Raw genomic sequence first — 13,496 nt, forward strand, 5'->3', positions numbered from 1 at the left:
AGCCCCAAGCCCCGAAGAACCGAAGAACCGAAGACCCCACAGGAGACCAGCGCATGACCGCCCCCACCACCCCCCGCAGCCTGACCGCCGACGAACTGCGCGCGAAGCTCGGCTCGGACCACCCGCCGCGGCTGCTCGACGTCCGCTCCCCCGCCGAGTTCGAGGCCGCGCACATCCCCGGCTCCTACAACGTCCCGCTGGACACCCTGCGCGAGCACCGCGAGGAGCTGACCGAGCACCTGGACACCGACGTGGTGCTGGTGTGCCGCTCCGGGCAGCGGGCCGGCCAGGCCGAGCGCGCCCTCGCCGAGGCCGGTCTGCCCGGGCTGAGCGTCCTGTCGGGAGGCATGACCTCCTGGGAGAAGTCCGGCGCACCGACCAACTACGGGCAGGAGCGCTGGGACATGGAGCGCCAGGTCCGGCTGGTGGCCGGCTCCCTCGTCCTGGTCGGCGCCCTCGGCAGCTTCCTCGTCCCCGGGCTGCAGGCGCTGTCCGCGTTCGTCGGCGGCGGCCTGGCCTTCGCGGCCGTCAGCAACACCTGCGCCATGGGCGTGCTGCTGTCGAGGATGCCGTGGAACCGCACGCCGTCCTTCGACCCGCGCAAGGCCGTCGCGCAGCTCGCCGGCGGCAGGTGACCACCATGACGCTGACGCTCGTCCTGGTCCTCGCGCTGCTGGTCGGCGTCTCCCTCGGGCTCCTCGGGGGAGGCGGGTCGATCCTGACCGTGCCGCTGCTGGTCTACGTCGCGGGCATGGACGCCAAGGAGGCCATCGCCACCTCCCTGTTCGTCGTCGGCGTCACCTCCGCCGTGGGCATGATCAACCATGCCCGCGGCGGGCGGGTCCGCTGGCGTACCGGCGTCCTGTTCGGAGCCGCCGGCATGGCCGGCGCCTACACCGGCGGGCTCATCGGCGGCAGCATCCCCGACGTCGTCCTGCTGGTCGCCTTCGCGGTCATGATGATCGTCACCGCGGCCGCCATGCTCCGGGGCCGCCGCGATGTCGACCCCGGCAAGGCGCACAGGCAGATCCCGGTGGGCCGGGTGCTGCTGGACGGAGCGGCCGTCGGCCTGGCCACCGGCCTGGTCGGCGCGGGCGGGGGCTTCCTCGTCGTGCCCGCCCTGGCCCTGCTGGGCGGGCTGCCCATGCCGGTGGCCGTCGGCACCTCGCTGCTGGTCATCGCGATGAAGTCCGCCGCCGGGTTCGCCGGCTACCTCTCCACCGTCCGGATCGACTGGTCCCTGACCCTGGCCGTCACCGGCTTCGCGATCGCCGGCAGCCTCGCCGGCGCCAGGCTGGCCGGACGCGTCCCCGCGGACGTCCTGTCCCGGCTGTTCGCCTGGTTCGTGCTGGCCATGGGCACCTTCGTCCTGGTCCAGCAGGCGCCCGCCGGCACACGTCTGCCGATCCTCGCCGCCGTCGTCTCGCTCGGCGCCGGAGCGGGTGTCTGCTACGGCTTCGTCGCCCGCTGTCCGCTGCGGCGCGCCGTGCACGGCACCTGACACCCCCCGGCCCCGGTACCCCGGCGCACCGCCCCATCGGTGCGCCGGGGTACCGGTGTACCGGGACACCGGCGCTCCGGTGCCGCCCGCCGCACGGGCGTTACCGGAGCGCCGGTGGAATGTTCCGCCCCATCCCGGCGTTGGCTACCCCAGGGGGTATCAACCGCCACCACCCCGGTGAAACGGAAGGAACCACCACATGAGCACCGTCGCCCTCACCGCCGCCGACTTCGAGAAGACCGTCACCGACAACGACATCGTCCTGGTCGACTTCTGGGCCTCCTGGTGCGGCCCGTGCCGCATGTTCGCCCCGGTCTACGAGAAGGCCTCCGAGGCCAACCCCGACATCGTCTTCGGCAAGGTCGACACCGAGGCCGAGCAGGCCCTGGCCGCCGCCGCCGACATCACCTCCATCCCCACGCTGATGGCCTTCCGCGAGGGCGTCCTCGTCTTCGCCCAGCCCGGCGCGCTGCCGGCCCAGGCCCTGGACCAGGTGATCACCGCCGTCCGCGGACTCGACATGGACGAGGTGCACGCCTCCGTCGCCGCCCAGGAACCCGGCTCCGGCCCGCGCGGCTGAGCCCGCCCACCGCAGAACGAACCGAAAGGACCGACCATCGTGGTCCAGCTTCCTCCCGAGGACGTGCGATCGGCCGTCAACCGCCTCAAGCGCGCCCAGGGCCAGCTCGCCGGCGTCCTGCGCATGCTGGAGGAAGGACGCGACTGCGAGGACGTCGTCACCCAGCTCGCCGCGGTCAACCGCGCGCTGGACCGGGCGGGCTTCTCCATCGTGGCCAGCGGCCTCAAGCAGTGCATGGCCCAGGAGGGCGGCGCCGACAGTCTCGACGCCCAGAAGATGGAGAAGCTCTTCCTCTCCCTGTCCTGAGGGCTGTCCTGAGGGCTGCGCCCCGGACGCTCCCGGCGGGTCCCGCCCGGAGCGTCCGGGGCGCGTCCGGTCACGTGCGCAGGTGCCGCGCCACGATCCGGGCGCTGGTGGTGAGCGGCACGGCGACCAGCATCCCGAGTACGCCCGCCACGACGCCTCCCGCCAGCACCACCACGAGCACCACCAGCGGCGGCAGGCGGACCACCCGGCCCAGCGCCAGCGGCGCGACGACCTGGCTCTCGACCTGCTGGACTACTGTGAGGGCCAGCGCGGCCCACAGCGCCTGCCACGGGTCGCCGGCCAGCAGGGCGATGAGGACGGCCAGCACGCCTCCCACCAGGGGGCCGACGAAGGGCACCAGGTTGGTCACCCCGGCGACCACGCCGACGAACAGCCAGTAGCGCAGCCCGACGGCCCACAGCGCCAGCGACGACGCGACTCCCACGAACGCGGCGACCAGCAACTGCCCCCGCAGATAGGCGCCGGTGGCCTCCACGCAGCGGGCTGCCACCCCGGTGATCTCCTCACGCCGCCGGCCGGGGAGCAGACCGGCCGCCCAGTCCCTGATCCGGGGCAGGTCGACGAGCGCGTAGAAGCCGATCACCACACCCGCGAACGTCAGCACCAGGCCGAAGCCGACCGCCGCCGCCCCGGTGCCGACACCGGCCAGGAGGCTGGCGACGGAGTCGCGGTTCTCCCGCCGCCGCAGCCACCGCGTGATCGCCTCGCCGTCGAGCCGCACCCGCACGTCCAGCCCCAGCCGCTCGGCCAGGGCCGCCAGCTCGCGTTCCACCCCCTCCAGCGAGGTCGGCAGGCCGGCGAGCACGCCGGAGACCTGCTCCAGCAGCGGCGGGGCGATCAGCAGGGCCGGCACGGTGACGGCCACGACCAGTGCGGTCACCACCAGGACCGTGCCCGCCGCGCGGGGGAGGCCCCGCCGTTCCAGCAGGCCGACCGCCGGAGCCAGCAGGTAGACGATCACCACCGCGACGATCACCGGCCACAGCAGCGGCGCCAGCGGCCTGAGCACCCGCAGCAGTCCCCACACCAGGAGGGACAGGCCCAGCAGCGTCCAGACCACCACCCCGGCACGGACCCACCGGTCGCCGGTCCGGCCCGGGGCGTGGCGCCACTCCGGAACGGAACGGGCCAAGGGTCACCACCCTCCGTCGCGCGGGGCGCCGCCCAGGTCGTCACGGTGCGTGGCCCGTGCCAGCGGGGCGCCCGAGCGGTACGCGGAGCGGCCCACCGCGTACGCCGCGAACGGGGTGGTGACCAGTTGCAGCAGCACCCCGAGCCCGAGGACGACGGCCGTGAACACCCCGGGCATCAGCAGGAGGACGCCCAGCAGTACGCACACCACCCCCAGGGCCGCCGCCTTGGCCACCGCGTTGGCCCGGTTGTAGGCGTCGGGCAGGCGGATCAGGCCCAGCGCGGCGACGGCCACCAGGGCGGTGCCGGTGCCCGTGAGGACGTGGCCGAGCAGTTCCAGGACGGTCACGACGACCACCGCTCCAGCAGATGGGCCACGGCGACGGTGGTCAGGAAGCCGAGCAGCGTGGCGGCCAGTACCAGGATCAGCACCGCGGGGGCGTCCAGTCGCACCGCCAGCAGGGCGACGGCCGCCACGAACACCACGAAGGCGAGGTCCACCGCGACCACCCGGTCGGCGTCCGTGGGGCCGGCCGACATGCGCCACACGGCCACGGCCATGGTCACCGCGAGCACGCCGAGCAGGACCGCGGTCATCGTCATGGGTTCCCCTCCTGTCTCCTCGTCCCCCGCGCCGCCCGGGAGTCCGGGGGGCGCAGGGCCGTCAGCAACCGGTCCTCCAGATCGCCGAGTTCACCGAGGAAGCGGCCGGCATCGGCCGCGTGCATTCCGTGGACGAACAGGGTCGGCGGCTCCGTGCGCACCTCCAGCACGAGCGTTCCCGGCGTCAGCGTGATCAGGTGCGCCAGCACGGTCGTCTCCGCCGTGGTGCGGCAGCGCAGCCGCATCTCGACCACGACGGGCGCCAGCCCGCTGCCCGGTGTCACGATCTCCCGGGCCACGGTCACGTTGGCGTGCAGGAACCGCACCCCGTAGTGGCCGAGGAAGGCCACCACCCGTGCCCAGCGGACGGCCGCGCGGCGCAGCCGGGCCGGCTGCCGGGCGGTCATCGCGTCACCGCCCGTACGTAGGCGGAGGCGTCCAGCAGCCCGGCCGCCGCCTCCGTCGCCGCGGTGAGCAGCGGCTGCGCCGCGATGCCGAGCACCACCGACGGCACGGCGAGCACCAGCGTGGGCACGGCGAGCGCCGGCCGGACGGCGGTGCGGGCCATCAGCCGGAGCAGGGGCTCCTCCCTGGACGGGTCCTCCCCGCCCCAGAAGGAGCCGGACCAGATCTTGACCATGGAGACCAGGGTCAGGAAGCTGACCCCGACGGCGATCCCGACGGCCAGGTGGTCGGCCTCGGCCGCGGCGGCAGTCCGGCCAGGGAGAGCGCCGAGACCAGGAACGCGGAGGCGATCAGGGGTTCGCGGCGGGCGAGCGAGTCGATCCGGCCGGTGCCGTAGGCCGTCTCCACGGCACCCGCGCACATCAGCAGCGCGGCCTTCACCAGCACGTACTGCACCAGGAAGAAGACCGCGGCGGCGAGGCCGGCGCTGGTGAACAGCGCCAGGCCGAGCAGGATGTAGCCGATCTGGCTGACCATGTGGAACGTCAGGATGCTCCGCATCCCCCGTTCCCCGACGGCGCCCAGCACCCCCACCACCATGGTCAGCAGGGCCGCGGCCATGATCGTCCAGCGCAGTCCCGTCCCCTCGTGGACGACCGCGTAGACCCGGATGATCCCGTACACCCCGACCTTGGTCAGCAGCCCGGAGAACAGCACGGTGACCGCGGGCGGGGCCTCGGGGTAGGTGCACGGCAGCCAGCCGTGCAGCGGCACGACCGCGGCCTTGGCCGCCAGGGCGACGAGCACCACGCCGCCGGCCAGGGCCACGGCGGTGCCCTGCCGGGCCGCTCCGGCCAGTTCCCCCAGGTTCACGGTGCCGGTGACCCCGTAGACCAGGCCGACGCCGGCGAGCAGGAGGGTGGAGGCCAGCAGGCTGAAGGTGAGGTAGATCCGCCCGGCGGCCGTCCGGGCGCGGCCGCCGCTCATCGTCAGCAGCGCGTACGACGGCACGAGCATGACCTCGACGAAGACGAAGAGGTTGAACAGGTCCGCGGTCAGGAAGGCCCCGTACACCCCGGCCGAGAGGATCATCGCCAGCGGGGCGAACCGGGGGCTCGCGTCGTCCCCGGTCCCGGCGGCGTAGGCGAGGCCGGCCAGCACCAGGGCGGCGCTGACGCACAGCATGAGCGCGCTGAGCGCGTCGGCGGCGAACACGATCGCGAAGCCGGGCGGCCACCCGCCCATGCTCAGGCTCCGGACCGTCCCGTCCAGGCTCCCGGCGAGCAGGACCGCGGACAGCGCCAGAATCCCGGTGCTGACCGCCGACGTGATCAGCCGGTGCATCCGCCGGTCACCGGGGTACGCCGCGAGCACACCGGCCGCGAGCAGCGGAACGGCCACCGGGAGGGCGAGCACCAGAGCGCTCACCGCGGGGGCTCCGCGGACTCGGCGGGCCCGCCGGGCCCGGCGCCGGAGCGGCTGCCGGAGCCGGCGAGGTGCTCGGCGCGGGCCAGGCCCAGCAGGTACACGGTGATGCCGAAGGTGATGACGATGGCGGTGAGCACGAAGGCCTGCGGCAGCGGATCGGCCATCCCGGCCCGGTCGCCGTCGCCGATCAGCGGGGGCTCCCGGCGTTCCAGCCCCCCCGGCCGCCAGCAGCAGTACGTTCGCCGCGTGGCCCAGCAGCACGAATCCGAACGTGATCCGGACCAGACCGGGCCGCAGGAGCAGGAAGAACCCTCCCGCCGTCAGGACGCCGACGGCGATCGCCGCGGTCACCGGTGCTCCCCCGGGCCGGCGCCGAGCCGGTCCACCACGGTGACCACCAGCCCGAGGACCATCAGGTAGACGGCGGCGTCGAACAGCAGTGGCGAGGACAGACCGCCACCGGGCACCGGAATGGTGAAGGGGGTGAGGAAGGGGTCCCCGAGCGCCATGGCGGCCAGGCCCACGGCCGCGCCGAGCACCAGCCCCGCGGCCAGCAGCGGCCGGGGGCTCAGCCACCGCGTGCCGGTACGGCCCGCCAGGTAGCCGAAGGCGACCGCGGTGCCCGCGACGAGCGCTGCGCTGAAACCCCCGCCCGGCTCGTTGTGCCCGCGCAGGAACAGATACGCCGAGAAGCCCGCGATGCCCGGGAGCAGCAGGCGGTGGGCCGGGCCGAGCACCCGGCCGTACGGCGCCCGCGGCCCGCCGGCCGTCCCGTCCGGCTGCCCGGGCAGCAGCAGGAGCAGGCCGAGCGCGGCGGCGGCCAGTACGCTCGCCTCGCCGTGGGTGTCCAGGCCGCGGAAGTCCACCAGGATCGTGTTGACCACGTTGCGCCCGCCGGTCTCCGGCTCGGCGGCCTCGAGGAAGTACGCGCCCGCGGGCGACAGTTCCCGCCCCCCGGTCAGCGCCAGTGTGCCCAGCGCGGCGACGAGCCCGGCCGCTCCGGCCAGTGCCGCCGCGGCCACGCCGCGGCGGGGCCTCGGGAACCGGGGCGACAGGCCGCTCAGGACGAACGCGGCGGTCATCGCGGTCAGCACCTCCACCAGGAGCAGCGTCAGCGCCACGTCCGGCGCCCCGGCCAGCAGGAACCACACGGCCACGATCAGTCCGACCGCTCCCAGCAGCGCCACGGCGGCCAGCGCCGACCGCGTCCGCACCAGGGCGGCCACCGCCACCGCCAGCAGTGCGAGCACACCCCAGTCCACCGGGTCCGACGGCGCTCCGGCCCGGATCCCCGGCCCGTCGGCCGCGAACACCCCCACGCAGCCGAGGACCACCAGGGCGGCCGCAGGGCGGGCCAGGAACGCCGCCGTGGAGTCGCTGCGGTCGGGGCGTCCCACCACCGCGCCCGCGCCAGTACGGCCGAGTGGACCCGGTCGAAGGCGGCCGCGCCGTCCGGCCGGGGCAGCCGCTGCAGCATCCGGTCCACCCGGTCGCGTTCCGAGAACAGCACCAGGCCGCTCGCGATCGTGAGGGCGGACAGGAACAGTTCGGGGCTGAGCCCGTGCCAGAAGGCGAAGTACGGCGGCACGGCCCACGGTTCGGCGTCCAGGACGGTCTGGCGCATCAGCGGGTCGAGGACGGACACCGCGGGGCCGAGCACCGCCCCGGCGACCGCCGCCACCGCGGCCGGGGCGATGAACGCCCAGGAGGGCTCGTGCAGTTGCCGCTGCAGCATGGGCCCGGCGAAAGCGCCGTAGAAGATCCGCATGCCGTAGGCGAAGGTCAGCACCGAGGCGGTGACCGCGAGCGCCGCGGCCACCACCCCCGCGCCGGGGAAGGCGTCCGCACCCGCGAAGCCCTGGAAGAGCGACTCCTTGCTGACGAAACCGATCATCGGCAGGACCCCGGCCATCGACAGCCCGGCCAGACCGGCCAGCGTGGCGGTGACCGGCATGATCCGCATCAGGCCGGACAGCTCCCGGATGTCGCGGCTGCCGGCCTGCCGGTCGATGACGCCGACGATCATGAAGAGGGTGGCCTTGAACAGCGCGTGCGCGAAGGTGTGCAGGATGGCGGCGGCCAGCGCGACGGTCGTCCCCACCCCGATGGCGGCGACCAGCAGGCCGAGCTGGCTGGCCGTGGAGTGGGCGAGCAGGGCCTTGAGGTCGTGCTCGCGCAGCGCCTGGGCGGCGCCCAGCACGGCGGTGAGCAGCCCGACCCCCATCAGGCAGACGCTCCACCCGGTCTGCCCGGAGTACAGCGCGGAGAACCGCAGCAGCAGGTAGATGCCGGCCTTCACCATGGTGGCCGCGTGCAGATAGGCGCTCACCGGTGTGATGGCCACCATGGCTCCGGGCAGCCAGGACTGGAACGGCACCTGCGCCGACTTGGTGAAGGCCGCGAGGATGAGCAGGGCCGCGATGGCGGGTGACAGCGGGGAGTCGAGCACCTCCTCCCGCGCCCTCAGCACGGTGGCCAGGTCGGTGCTGCCCGCGGCGGTGCCGAGGAGCACCATCGCCACCAGCAGGGCCAGTCCCCCCATGCCCGTCACCAGCAGGGCGCGCACCGCCGGCCTGACCGCCTTGGCTCCGCCGGTACCGATCAGGAAGAAGGAGGCGACCGTGGTCATCTCCCAGAACACGAACAGCAGCAGGTCGCCGGCGAGGACCAGGCCCAGCATCGCGCCGCCGAAGAGGGTGAGCAGGAGGTAGGTCCTGCCGTGCCTTCCGCCGGCGGTCAGGTAGCGCGGGCAGTACGCCATGATCAGCGCGCCGACTCCCAGGACCAGCAGGCAGAACAGTGTGGCCAGCCCGTCCATGCGGAGCGTGAAGGAGATCTCGGGCGAGTCGGTCCAGGTGCGGGAGAAGGTGACCGCGCCGCCGTCCAGCGCCGTCGAGGCCGCCGGGGTGAGCACCGCCGCCACGACGAGGAAGCCGACCGCGAGCACATAGCCCGTGTCGCTCCCCAGGCGGCGGTCCAGGGCGGGCGAGAGCAGTGCCAGTGCGCCCATCGCGGCCAGCGCGAAGACCAGCGCGCCCCCTCGCCGCTCATCGCCCGGACCGCCGTGCCCCCGGCGTGCCATCCACCAGACGGTCAGGAGCCCGGCCGCGATCCACACGGCGACGGCGATCAGCACGTACCAGAGGTCACCTATACAGACCCTTTTGCCGGTTTAAGGCAGATTTTGCCAGAATTATGCCATCCAAGGTCGGGCAATCCGGCGACGACACCCGCGGGAGCCCCGATGAGGCAGTGGCACGTACGCGACCTGATGACCGGCGACGTGGTCTCGGTGCGCGAGGACACCCGGTACCGGGAGATCCTCCGGGCACTCGACCGCAACCGCGTCAGCGCCCTCCCCGCCGTCGACGCGCAGGACCGCGTGGTCGGCGTGGTCTCCGAGGCCGACCTGCTGCGGACCGAGAGGGACTGCGAGGAGAGGCCGCGTGCCCTCCCCCGGCTCCCGCGCCCACCGCGCCCTCCGGACCGGACCGGGACCGCACGGGAGCTGATGACCGCGCCGGCGGTGACGATCGGACCGGAGGAGCCGGTGGCACGGGCCGCGCGGCTGATCGAGGACAAGGGGGTCAAGCGGCTGCCGGTGGTCGACGGCGAGCGGCGCCTGCTCGGCATCGTCTCGCGCCGCGACCTGGTGCGGATGCACGTGCGCGCGGACGCCGACATCCGCGAGGACATCACGGACGGGGTCCTCAAACGCACGCTGTGGGTCGGCCCGTCCCAGGTGGACGTCGACGTCGGCGACGGCGTGGTCGAGCTGCGCGGCCGGGTCGACCGGCGCACCACGGCCGCGTTCGCCGTACGCCTGGCCGAGCAGGTCCCCGGCGTGGTGGGGGTGGCGGACCGGCTCGCCTGGGAGGAGGAGGGCACCGCGCCGCCGGACGTGATCGTGCACCCGTCCCAGACGGTCGGTTCCAAGGGGTTCGGTGGCCGCGGACGGCGGGCGCGCGACCGGTCCCCCGACCGGTGCGGAGTCCACCACCCGTACACCGCCGGTCCACGGCGTGGTGTCGCGGGCCGGCGTACGGACGGGGTGCCGGATCGGATCAGCCGCCTTGCCCACTCGCTTGCCGCAACCGGGCTGCCGGGACACGCAGGGAACAGGCACCGAAGGTGAGCGCGGGCGTGCCGCGGTCACCGGGCCCCGGAGGCGAGGCCCAACACGGCCTGTGTCACCGCCGCGTCATCGACCCCCGCGTCGCCGAGCCGCGGCACGGTGCCCCCGGCCGGCCGCCAAGGGGCCATTGCGGCGAATCCCTCGGCAGATCGCCGGTCCTCACACGGAGCGCGACGGCGGGGGGAGTCCGACTCTGCTTTCGCACCCCGCCCCCGGACCCCCTCTTTCCGGCCGCGGGCGGTTCTCCGGACCGGATCAGTACGTGGGGACAGGCGGCTCCTGCGGACTCAGGCGCCTACGGTCCCGTCGACGCCCTCCCGCAGAAGGTCCGCGTGCCCGTTGTGGCGGCCGTACTCCAGGAGCACGTGCATCATCACCATTCGCAGCGACACCTCCTCGCCCCATCTCGGCTGATATCCGGCCTGGTCCAGGGACTCCGCCTCCCGCTCGACACGGCGCGAGTTCTCCACCTCGGCCTCCCAGGCCGCGAACGCCTCGTCCCTGGTCGACGCGCTCGCGTCGTACGCCGCCTGGAAGTCGGTCTTGTCGGACCAGACCATGGGCGCGTCGTTGTCCTCGAACACCCGACGGAACCAGGCACGCTCCACCTCCGCCATGTGCCGCACCAGGCCGAGCAGCGAAAGCGTGGACGGCGGCATCGACCGCCGCCGCAGCTCCTCGTCGGCAAGTCCTTCGCACTTCATGGCGAGGGTCGCGCGGTGATAGTCGAGGAAAGCCCGCAGCATGTCGCGTTCGCTTCCAAAACTGGGCGGTCCTGTGCGATTGTCGCCGGTCACTGTCCGCGCTCCTCATCCGTGCCTGCCTTCAGGGGCAGTATCCACTCCCGTCGGCCGCCCCGGACGAGGGCCGCCAGCCGGACCCGGCTGTCACCACGGAGGTCACTGTCACAGGGATCGGCAAGGCCCGACGGTCACCCGCAGCCGCGGCCACCTCTTGGAAGCGATGATCTGGGCGGAAAGGACGACGGGGCGGCACGGGGCGGGCGCTCCGGCCGCCGCGCCCCCCGGACCGCGATCGGGACGGGTCTCCGGCAGCACGACCTCGTGGACGGGAAGCCCGTGGTGGGCTCGGCCGCCGGCGAGGACGGATGCCGCGGGGGAGCCGGGACGGCGCGGCGCCGCCTCACCCCTTCCTGTCCGTGCCGGAGGCGCGTACCACGGCGACGGGGCAGTGTGCGTGGTGCAGGGCGGCCTGGCTGACCGAGCCCAGCAGCAGACCGGAGAAGCCGCCCCGGCCGCGCGCCCCGACCACCAGCAGCTGGGCGCTGCCGCTGGCCTCGATCAGCGCCTGGCGGGCACCGCCCTGGACCAGCTGCCGGTGCACGGTGACGTCGGGGTACTTCGCCTGCCAGCCCGACAGCGCCTCGGCCATCACCCGCTCCTCCTCGTCCCGGAGCATCTCCACGTCGTAGACCAGGGGCAGCGGCTCGGCGGGACCGCCGGAGACCGGGCCGGTCCAGTTGTTCCAGGTGTGCAGCGCGACCAGGGCCGCGCCCCGCGCCGAGGCCTCGGCGAACGCGAACCCGATCGCGGCCTCGCCGGACGCCGAGCCGTCCACACCCAGCAGCACGTGCCCCGTCGGGTCCGGCCTGCCGCGCACCACCAGGACCGGGCAGCGGCTGTGCGCGGACAGGTGCACGGCGGTGGAGCCCAGCAGCAGCCCGGTGAAACCGCCCAGACCCCGGCTGCCGACCACGACCAGCGACGCGGTCTCCGACCGGGCCTCCAGCACCGTCAGCGCCTCACCGACGACGACCTCGCCCTCGACCTCGACCCCGGCCTCCGCGTCACGTGCGTGCTCGACCGCCTGCGCCACCAGCCGGTCGGCCATGTTGCGCAGCCCGCCCTCGGGCGGACCCATCGGCGACGGCCCCAGCGGCACGTGCAGGACCGGCCACAGGAACGCGTGCACCACCCGCAGCCCCACACCGCGCAGCCGTGCCTCGTGCGCCGCGGCGGCCACCGCGTCCAGGCTCGACGGCGAGCCGTCCACACCCACCACGACCGGTCCGTTCATCTTCGCTCTCCCAGTTCCGTGCGGGAGCCGCGGTCATGCCCGTGCTGCCCGCTCACTCTCTCCGCACCGTGTTCCGTTGTGCATTGATCACACTGATCCTCTTCCATGCTCGTCCATAGGGCCGTACGGCAGGGGAGCCGGGGCCACACGTCCCTCGTTTCCTCCAGGGATTCGCTTGGCACAGTTTTTTAGAGGCGGCGTGTTCGCGGCCATCCGTCCGTACGACGCGGGGGTGACCCGGAGCGCATCCGCCGCGATACTGATCTTCCAGCCCTTCCGTCCCGTCCCTTCCTCGCCGCGGCAGCCGCCGAACCCGTCCGGAGGTAGTCATGAAGATGCTGATCAACGTGCCGGAGACGGTGGTGGCCGACGCCCTGCGCGGCATGGCCGCCGCCCATCCGGAGCTGACGGTCGACGTGGAGAACCGGGTGGTGGTGCGCCGGGACGCGCCGGTCGCGGACAAGGTGGGGCTGGTCTCCGGCGGCGGGTCGGGGCACGAGCCGCTGCACGGCGGGTTCGTCGGCCCCGGGATGCTGGACGCCGCCTGCCCCGGCGAGGTGTTCACCTCCCCCGTCCCGGACCAGATGGCGCGGGCGGCGGCGGCCGTGGACAGCGGCCGGGGGGTGCTGTTCGTGGTGAAGAACTACACCGGCGACGTGCTGAACTTCGACATGGCCGCCGAGCTGGCCGAGGACGAGGGCGTGCAGGTCGCCAGGGTGCTGGTCGACGACGACGTGGCGGTGGTCGACAGCACCTACACCGCCGGGCGGCGCGGCACCGGCGCCACGCTGTTCGTGGAGAAGCTGGCGGGCGCGGCGGCCGAGGCGGGCGCACCGCTGGAGCGGGTGGAGGCGGTGGCCCGGCAGGTGGTGGAGTCCTCCCGCAGCTTCGGCGTCGCGCTGAGCGCCTGCACCACTCCGGCGCGGGGCGTGCCCACCTTCGACCTGCCGCCCGGCGAACTGGAACTGGGCATCGGCATCCACGGGGAGCCGGGCCGCGAGCGGCGGGGGATGATGACCTCCGGCGAGATCGCGGACACGGCGGTGGACGCGGTGCTGGACGACCTGCGCCCGGACCGGCCCGTGCTGGCGCTGGTCAACGGCATGGGCGGCACCCCGCTGCTGGAGCTGTACGGCTTCGCCGCCGAGGTCCACCGCGTGCTCGGCGAGCGCCGTGTGGCCGTGGCCCGCACCCTCGTCGGCAGCTACGTCACCTCGCTCGACATGGCGGGCTGCTCCGTCACGCTGTGCCAGGCGGACGAGGAACTGCTGCGGCTGTGGGACGCGCCGGTGCGCACCCCCGCGCTGCGCTGGGGCATGTGACCCCGGCCGGCCGGGCAGGGAACCGGA

Annotated in this window: 17 protein-coding genes; 6 read left to right on the forward strand and 11 right to left on the reverse strand. The window is 73.9% G+C overall.

Features of this window, described 5'->3' with window-relative positions; translation table 11 throughout:
• The first annotated feature begins 53 nt into the window (after positions 1 to 53).
• The 4 genes from BMY40_RS14060 to BMY40_RS14075 all read left to right on the forward strand — a co-directional run bounded on the left by BMY40_RS14060 (position 54) and on the right by BMY40_RS14075 (position 2,387).
• Positions 54 to 635 (forward strand): rhodanese-like domain-containing protein, encoded by a 582-nt coding sequence (locus tag BMY40_RS14060; RefSeq protein ID WP_093659318.1) that lies wholly within the window; start codon positions 54 to 56, stop codon positions 633 to 635.
• Positions 636 to 640: 5 nt separating this feature from the next.
• Positions 641 to 1,501 (forward strand): sulfite exporter TauE/SafE family protein, encoded by an 861-nt coding sequence (locus tag BMY40_RS14065; RefSeq protein ID WP_093659320.1) that lies wholly within the window; start codon positions 641 to 643, stop codon positions 1,499 to 1,501.
• A gap of 199 nt (positions 1,502 to 1,700) precedes the next feature.
• The gene (trxA, locus tag BMY40_RS14070) at positions 1,701 to 2,081 is read left to right on the forward strand and encodes a thioredoxin (protein ID WP_093659322.1); all 381 of its coding nucleotides are present in this window, start codon (positions 1,701 to 1,703) and stop codon (positions 2,079 to 2,081) included.
• A 39-nt stretch (positions 2,082 to 2,120) separates the two neighbouring features.
• Positions 2,121 to 2,387, forward strand: a complete 267-nt coding sequence (locus tag BMY40_RS14075) for a metal-sensitive transcriptional regulator (RefSeq protein ID WP_093659324.1) — start codon at positions 2,121 to 2,123, stop codon at positions 2,385 to 2,387.
• Positions 2,388 to 2,457: 70 nt separating this feature from the next.
• Here BMY40_RS14075 and BMY40_RS14080 read toward each other — a convergent pair whose 3' ends face one another.
• The 9 genes from BMY40_RS14080 to BMY40_RS28295 form a co-directional block, all read right to left on the reverse strand.
• Complete coding sequence (locus BMY40_RS14080; RefSeq protein ID WP_093659326.1) at positions 2,458 to 3,540, reverse strand: AI-2E family transporter; 1,083 nt, start codon at positions 3,538 to 3,540, stop codon at positions 2,458 to 2,460.
• Between the two features lie 3 nt (positions 3,541 to 3,543).
• On the reverse strand, positions 3,544 to 3,897 hold the full coding sequence (locus BMY40_RS14085) for a monovalent cation/H(+) antiporter subunit G (RefSeq protein WP_218158288.1): 354 nt from the start codon (positions 3,895 to 3,897) through the stop codon (positions 3,544 to 3,546).
• Entirely contained in the window at positions 3,885 to 4,142 is a 258-nt protein-coding gene (locus BMY40_RS14090) for an MrpF/PhaF family protein (protein ID WP_093659328.1), read from the reverse strand. Before BMY40_RS14090 ends, BMY40_RS14085 begins: the two co-directional genes overlap by 13 nt.
• Positions 4,139 to 4,549 carry a Na+/H+ antiporter subunit E gene (locus tag BMY40_RS14095; RefSeq protein WP_093659330.1) on the reverse strand — a complete coding sequence of 137 codons (411 nt, stop codon included), beginning with the start codon at positions 4,547 to 4,549 and terminating at the stop codon, positions 4,139 to 4,141. Before BMY40_RS14095 ends, BMY40_RS14090 begins: the two co-directional genes overlap by 4 nt.
• Positions 4,546 to 4,782, reverse strand: a complete 237-nt coding sequence (locus tag BMY40_RS28280) for a hypothetical protein (RefSeq protein WP_218158289.1) — start codon at positions 4,780 to 4,782, stop codon at positions 4,546 to 4,548. The genes BMY40_RS14095 and BMY40_RS28280 overlap by 4 nt, the downstream gene beginning before the upstream one ends.
• A gap of 11 nt (positions 4,783 to 4,793) precedes the next feature.
• A complete protein-coding gene (locus BMY40_RS14100) occupies positions 4,794 to 5,975 on the reverse strand; it encodes a proton-conducting transporter transmembrane domain-containing protein (RefSeq protein ID WP_218158290.1) in 1,182 nt (393 codons plus the stop codon).
• The gene (locus BMY40_RS28285) at positions 5,972 to 6,139 is read right to left on the reverse strand and encodes an NADH-ubiquinone oxidoreductase chain 4L (protein WP_218158291.1); all 168 of its coding nucleotides are present in this window, start codon (positions 6,137 to 6,139) and stop codon (positions 5,972 to 5,974) included. Before BMY40_RS28285 ends, BMY40_RS14100 begins: the two co-directional genes overlap by 4 nt.
• Positions 6,140 to 6,322: 183 nt before the next feature.
• A complete protein-coding gene (gene mbhE / locus BMY40_RS28290; protein WP_218158292.1) occupies positions 6,323 to 7,225 on the reverse strand; it encodes a hydrogen gas-evolving membrane-bound hydrogenase subunit E in 903 nt (300 codons plus the stop codon).
• Positions 7,135 to 9,111, reverse strand: a complete 1,977-nt coding sequence (locus tag BMY40_RS28295) for a proton-conducting transporter transmembrane domain-containing protein (protein ID WP_218158293.1) — start codon at positions 9,109 to 9,111, stop codon at positions 7,135 to 7,137. Before BMY40_RS28295 ends, mbhE begins: the two co-directional genes overlap by 91 nt.
• Positions 9,112 to 9,219: 108 nt before the next feature.
• Here BMY40_RS28295 and BMY40_RS28965 point away from each other — a divergent pair, with 108 nt between their 5' ends.
• Positions 9,220 to 10,110, forward strand: a complete 891-nt coding sequence (locus BMY40_RS28965) for a CBS domain-containing protein (protein WP_093659332.1) — start codon at positions 9,220 to 9,222, stop codon at positions 10,108 to 10,110.
• Positions 10,111 to 10,397: 287 nt separating this feature from the next.
• On the opposite strand, the gene BMY40_RS14120 is transcribed toward BMY40_RS28965, so the two are convergent.
• Positions 10,398 to 10,907: a DinB family protein gene (locus tag BMY40_RS14120; RefSeq protein WP_093659334.1), complete on the reverse strand. Its 510-nt coding sequence runs from the start codon at positions 10,905 to 10,907 to the stop codon at positions 10,398 to 10,400.
• 346 nt (positions 10,908 to 11,253) lie between these two features.
• The gene (locus tag BMY40_RS14125; protein WP_093659336.1) at positions 11,254 to 12,147 is read right to left on the reverse strand and encodes a universal stress protein; all 894 of its coding nucleotides are present in this window, start codon (positions 12,145 to 12,147) and stop codon (positions 11,254 to 11,256) included.
• A gap of 329 nt (positions 12,148 to 12,476) precedes the next feature.
• Here BMY40_RS14125 and dhaK point away from each other — a divergent pair, with 329 nt between their 5' ends.
• Positions 12,477 to 13,469 (forward strand): dihydroxyacetone kinase subunit DhaK, encoded by a 993-nt coding sequence (gene dhaK / locus BMY40_RS14130; RefSeq protein WP_093659338.1) that lies wholly within the window; start codon positions 12,477 to 12,479, stop codon positions 13,467 to 13,469.
• The last annotated feature ends 27 nt before the right edge of the window (positions 13,470 to 13,496 follow it).

The organism is Streptomyces radiopugnans (assembly GCF_900110735.1).
GTDB classification, from domain to species: Bacteria; Actinomycetota; Actinomycetes; order Streptomycetales; family Streptomycetaceae; genus Streptomyces; species Streptomyces radiopugnans.

Excerpts from the sequence above, each read along its gene's own strand:
- BMY40_RS14060 (WP_093659318.1), top strand. The coding sequence starts at position 54 with ATGACCGCCCCCACCACCCCCCGCAGCCTGACCGCCGACGAACTGCGC.
- BMY40_RS14065 (WP_093659320.1), top strand. The coding sequence starts at position 641 with ATGACGCTGACGCTCGTCCTGGTCCTCGCGCTGCTGGTCGGCGTCTCC.
- trxA (WP_093659322.1), top strand. The coding sequence starts at position 1,701 with ATGAGCACCGTCGCCCTCACCGCCGCCGACTTCGAGAAGACCGTCACC.
- BMY40_RS14090 (WP_093659328.1), bottom strand. The coding sequence starts at position 4,142 with ATGACGATGACCGCGGTCCTGCTCGGCGTGCTCGCGGTGACCATGGCC.
- BMY40_RS14095 (WP_093659330.1), bottom strand. The coding sequence starts at position 4,549 with ATGACCGCCCGGCAGCCGGCCCGGCTGCGCCGCGCGGCCGTCCGCTGG.
- BMY40_RS28280 (WP_218158289.1), bottom strand. The coding sequence starts at position 4,782 with ATGGTCAAGATCTGGTCCGGCTCCTTCTGGGGCGGGGAGGACCCGTCC.
- BMY40_RS28285 (WP_218158291.1), bottom strand. The coding sequence starts at position 6,139 with ATGGCCGATCCGCTGCCGCAGGCCTTCGTGCTCACCGCCATCGTCATC.
- BMY40_RS28965 (WP_093659332.1), top strand. The coding sequence starts at position 9,220 with ATGAGGCAGTGGCACGTACGCGACCTGATGACCGGCGACGTGGTCTCG.
- BMY40_RS14125 (WP_093659336.1), bottom strand. The coding sequence starts at position 12,147 with ATGAACGGACCGGTCGTGGTGGGTGTGGACGGCTCGCCGTCGAGCCTG.
- dhaK (WP_093659338.1), top strand. The coding sequence starts at position 12,477 with ATGAAGATGCTGATCAACGTGCCGGAGACGGTGGTGGCCGACGCCCTG.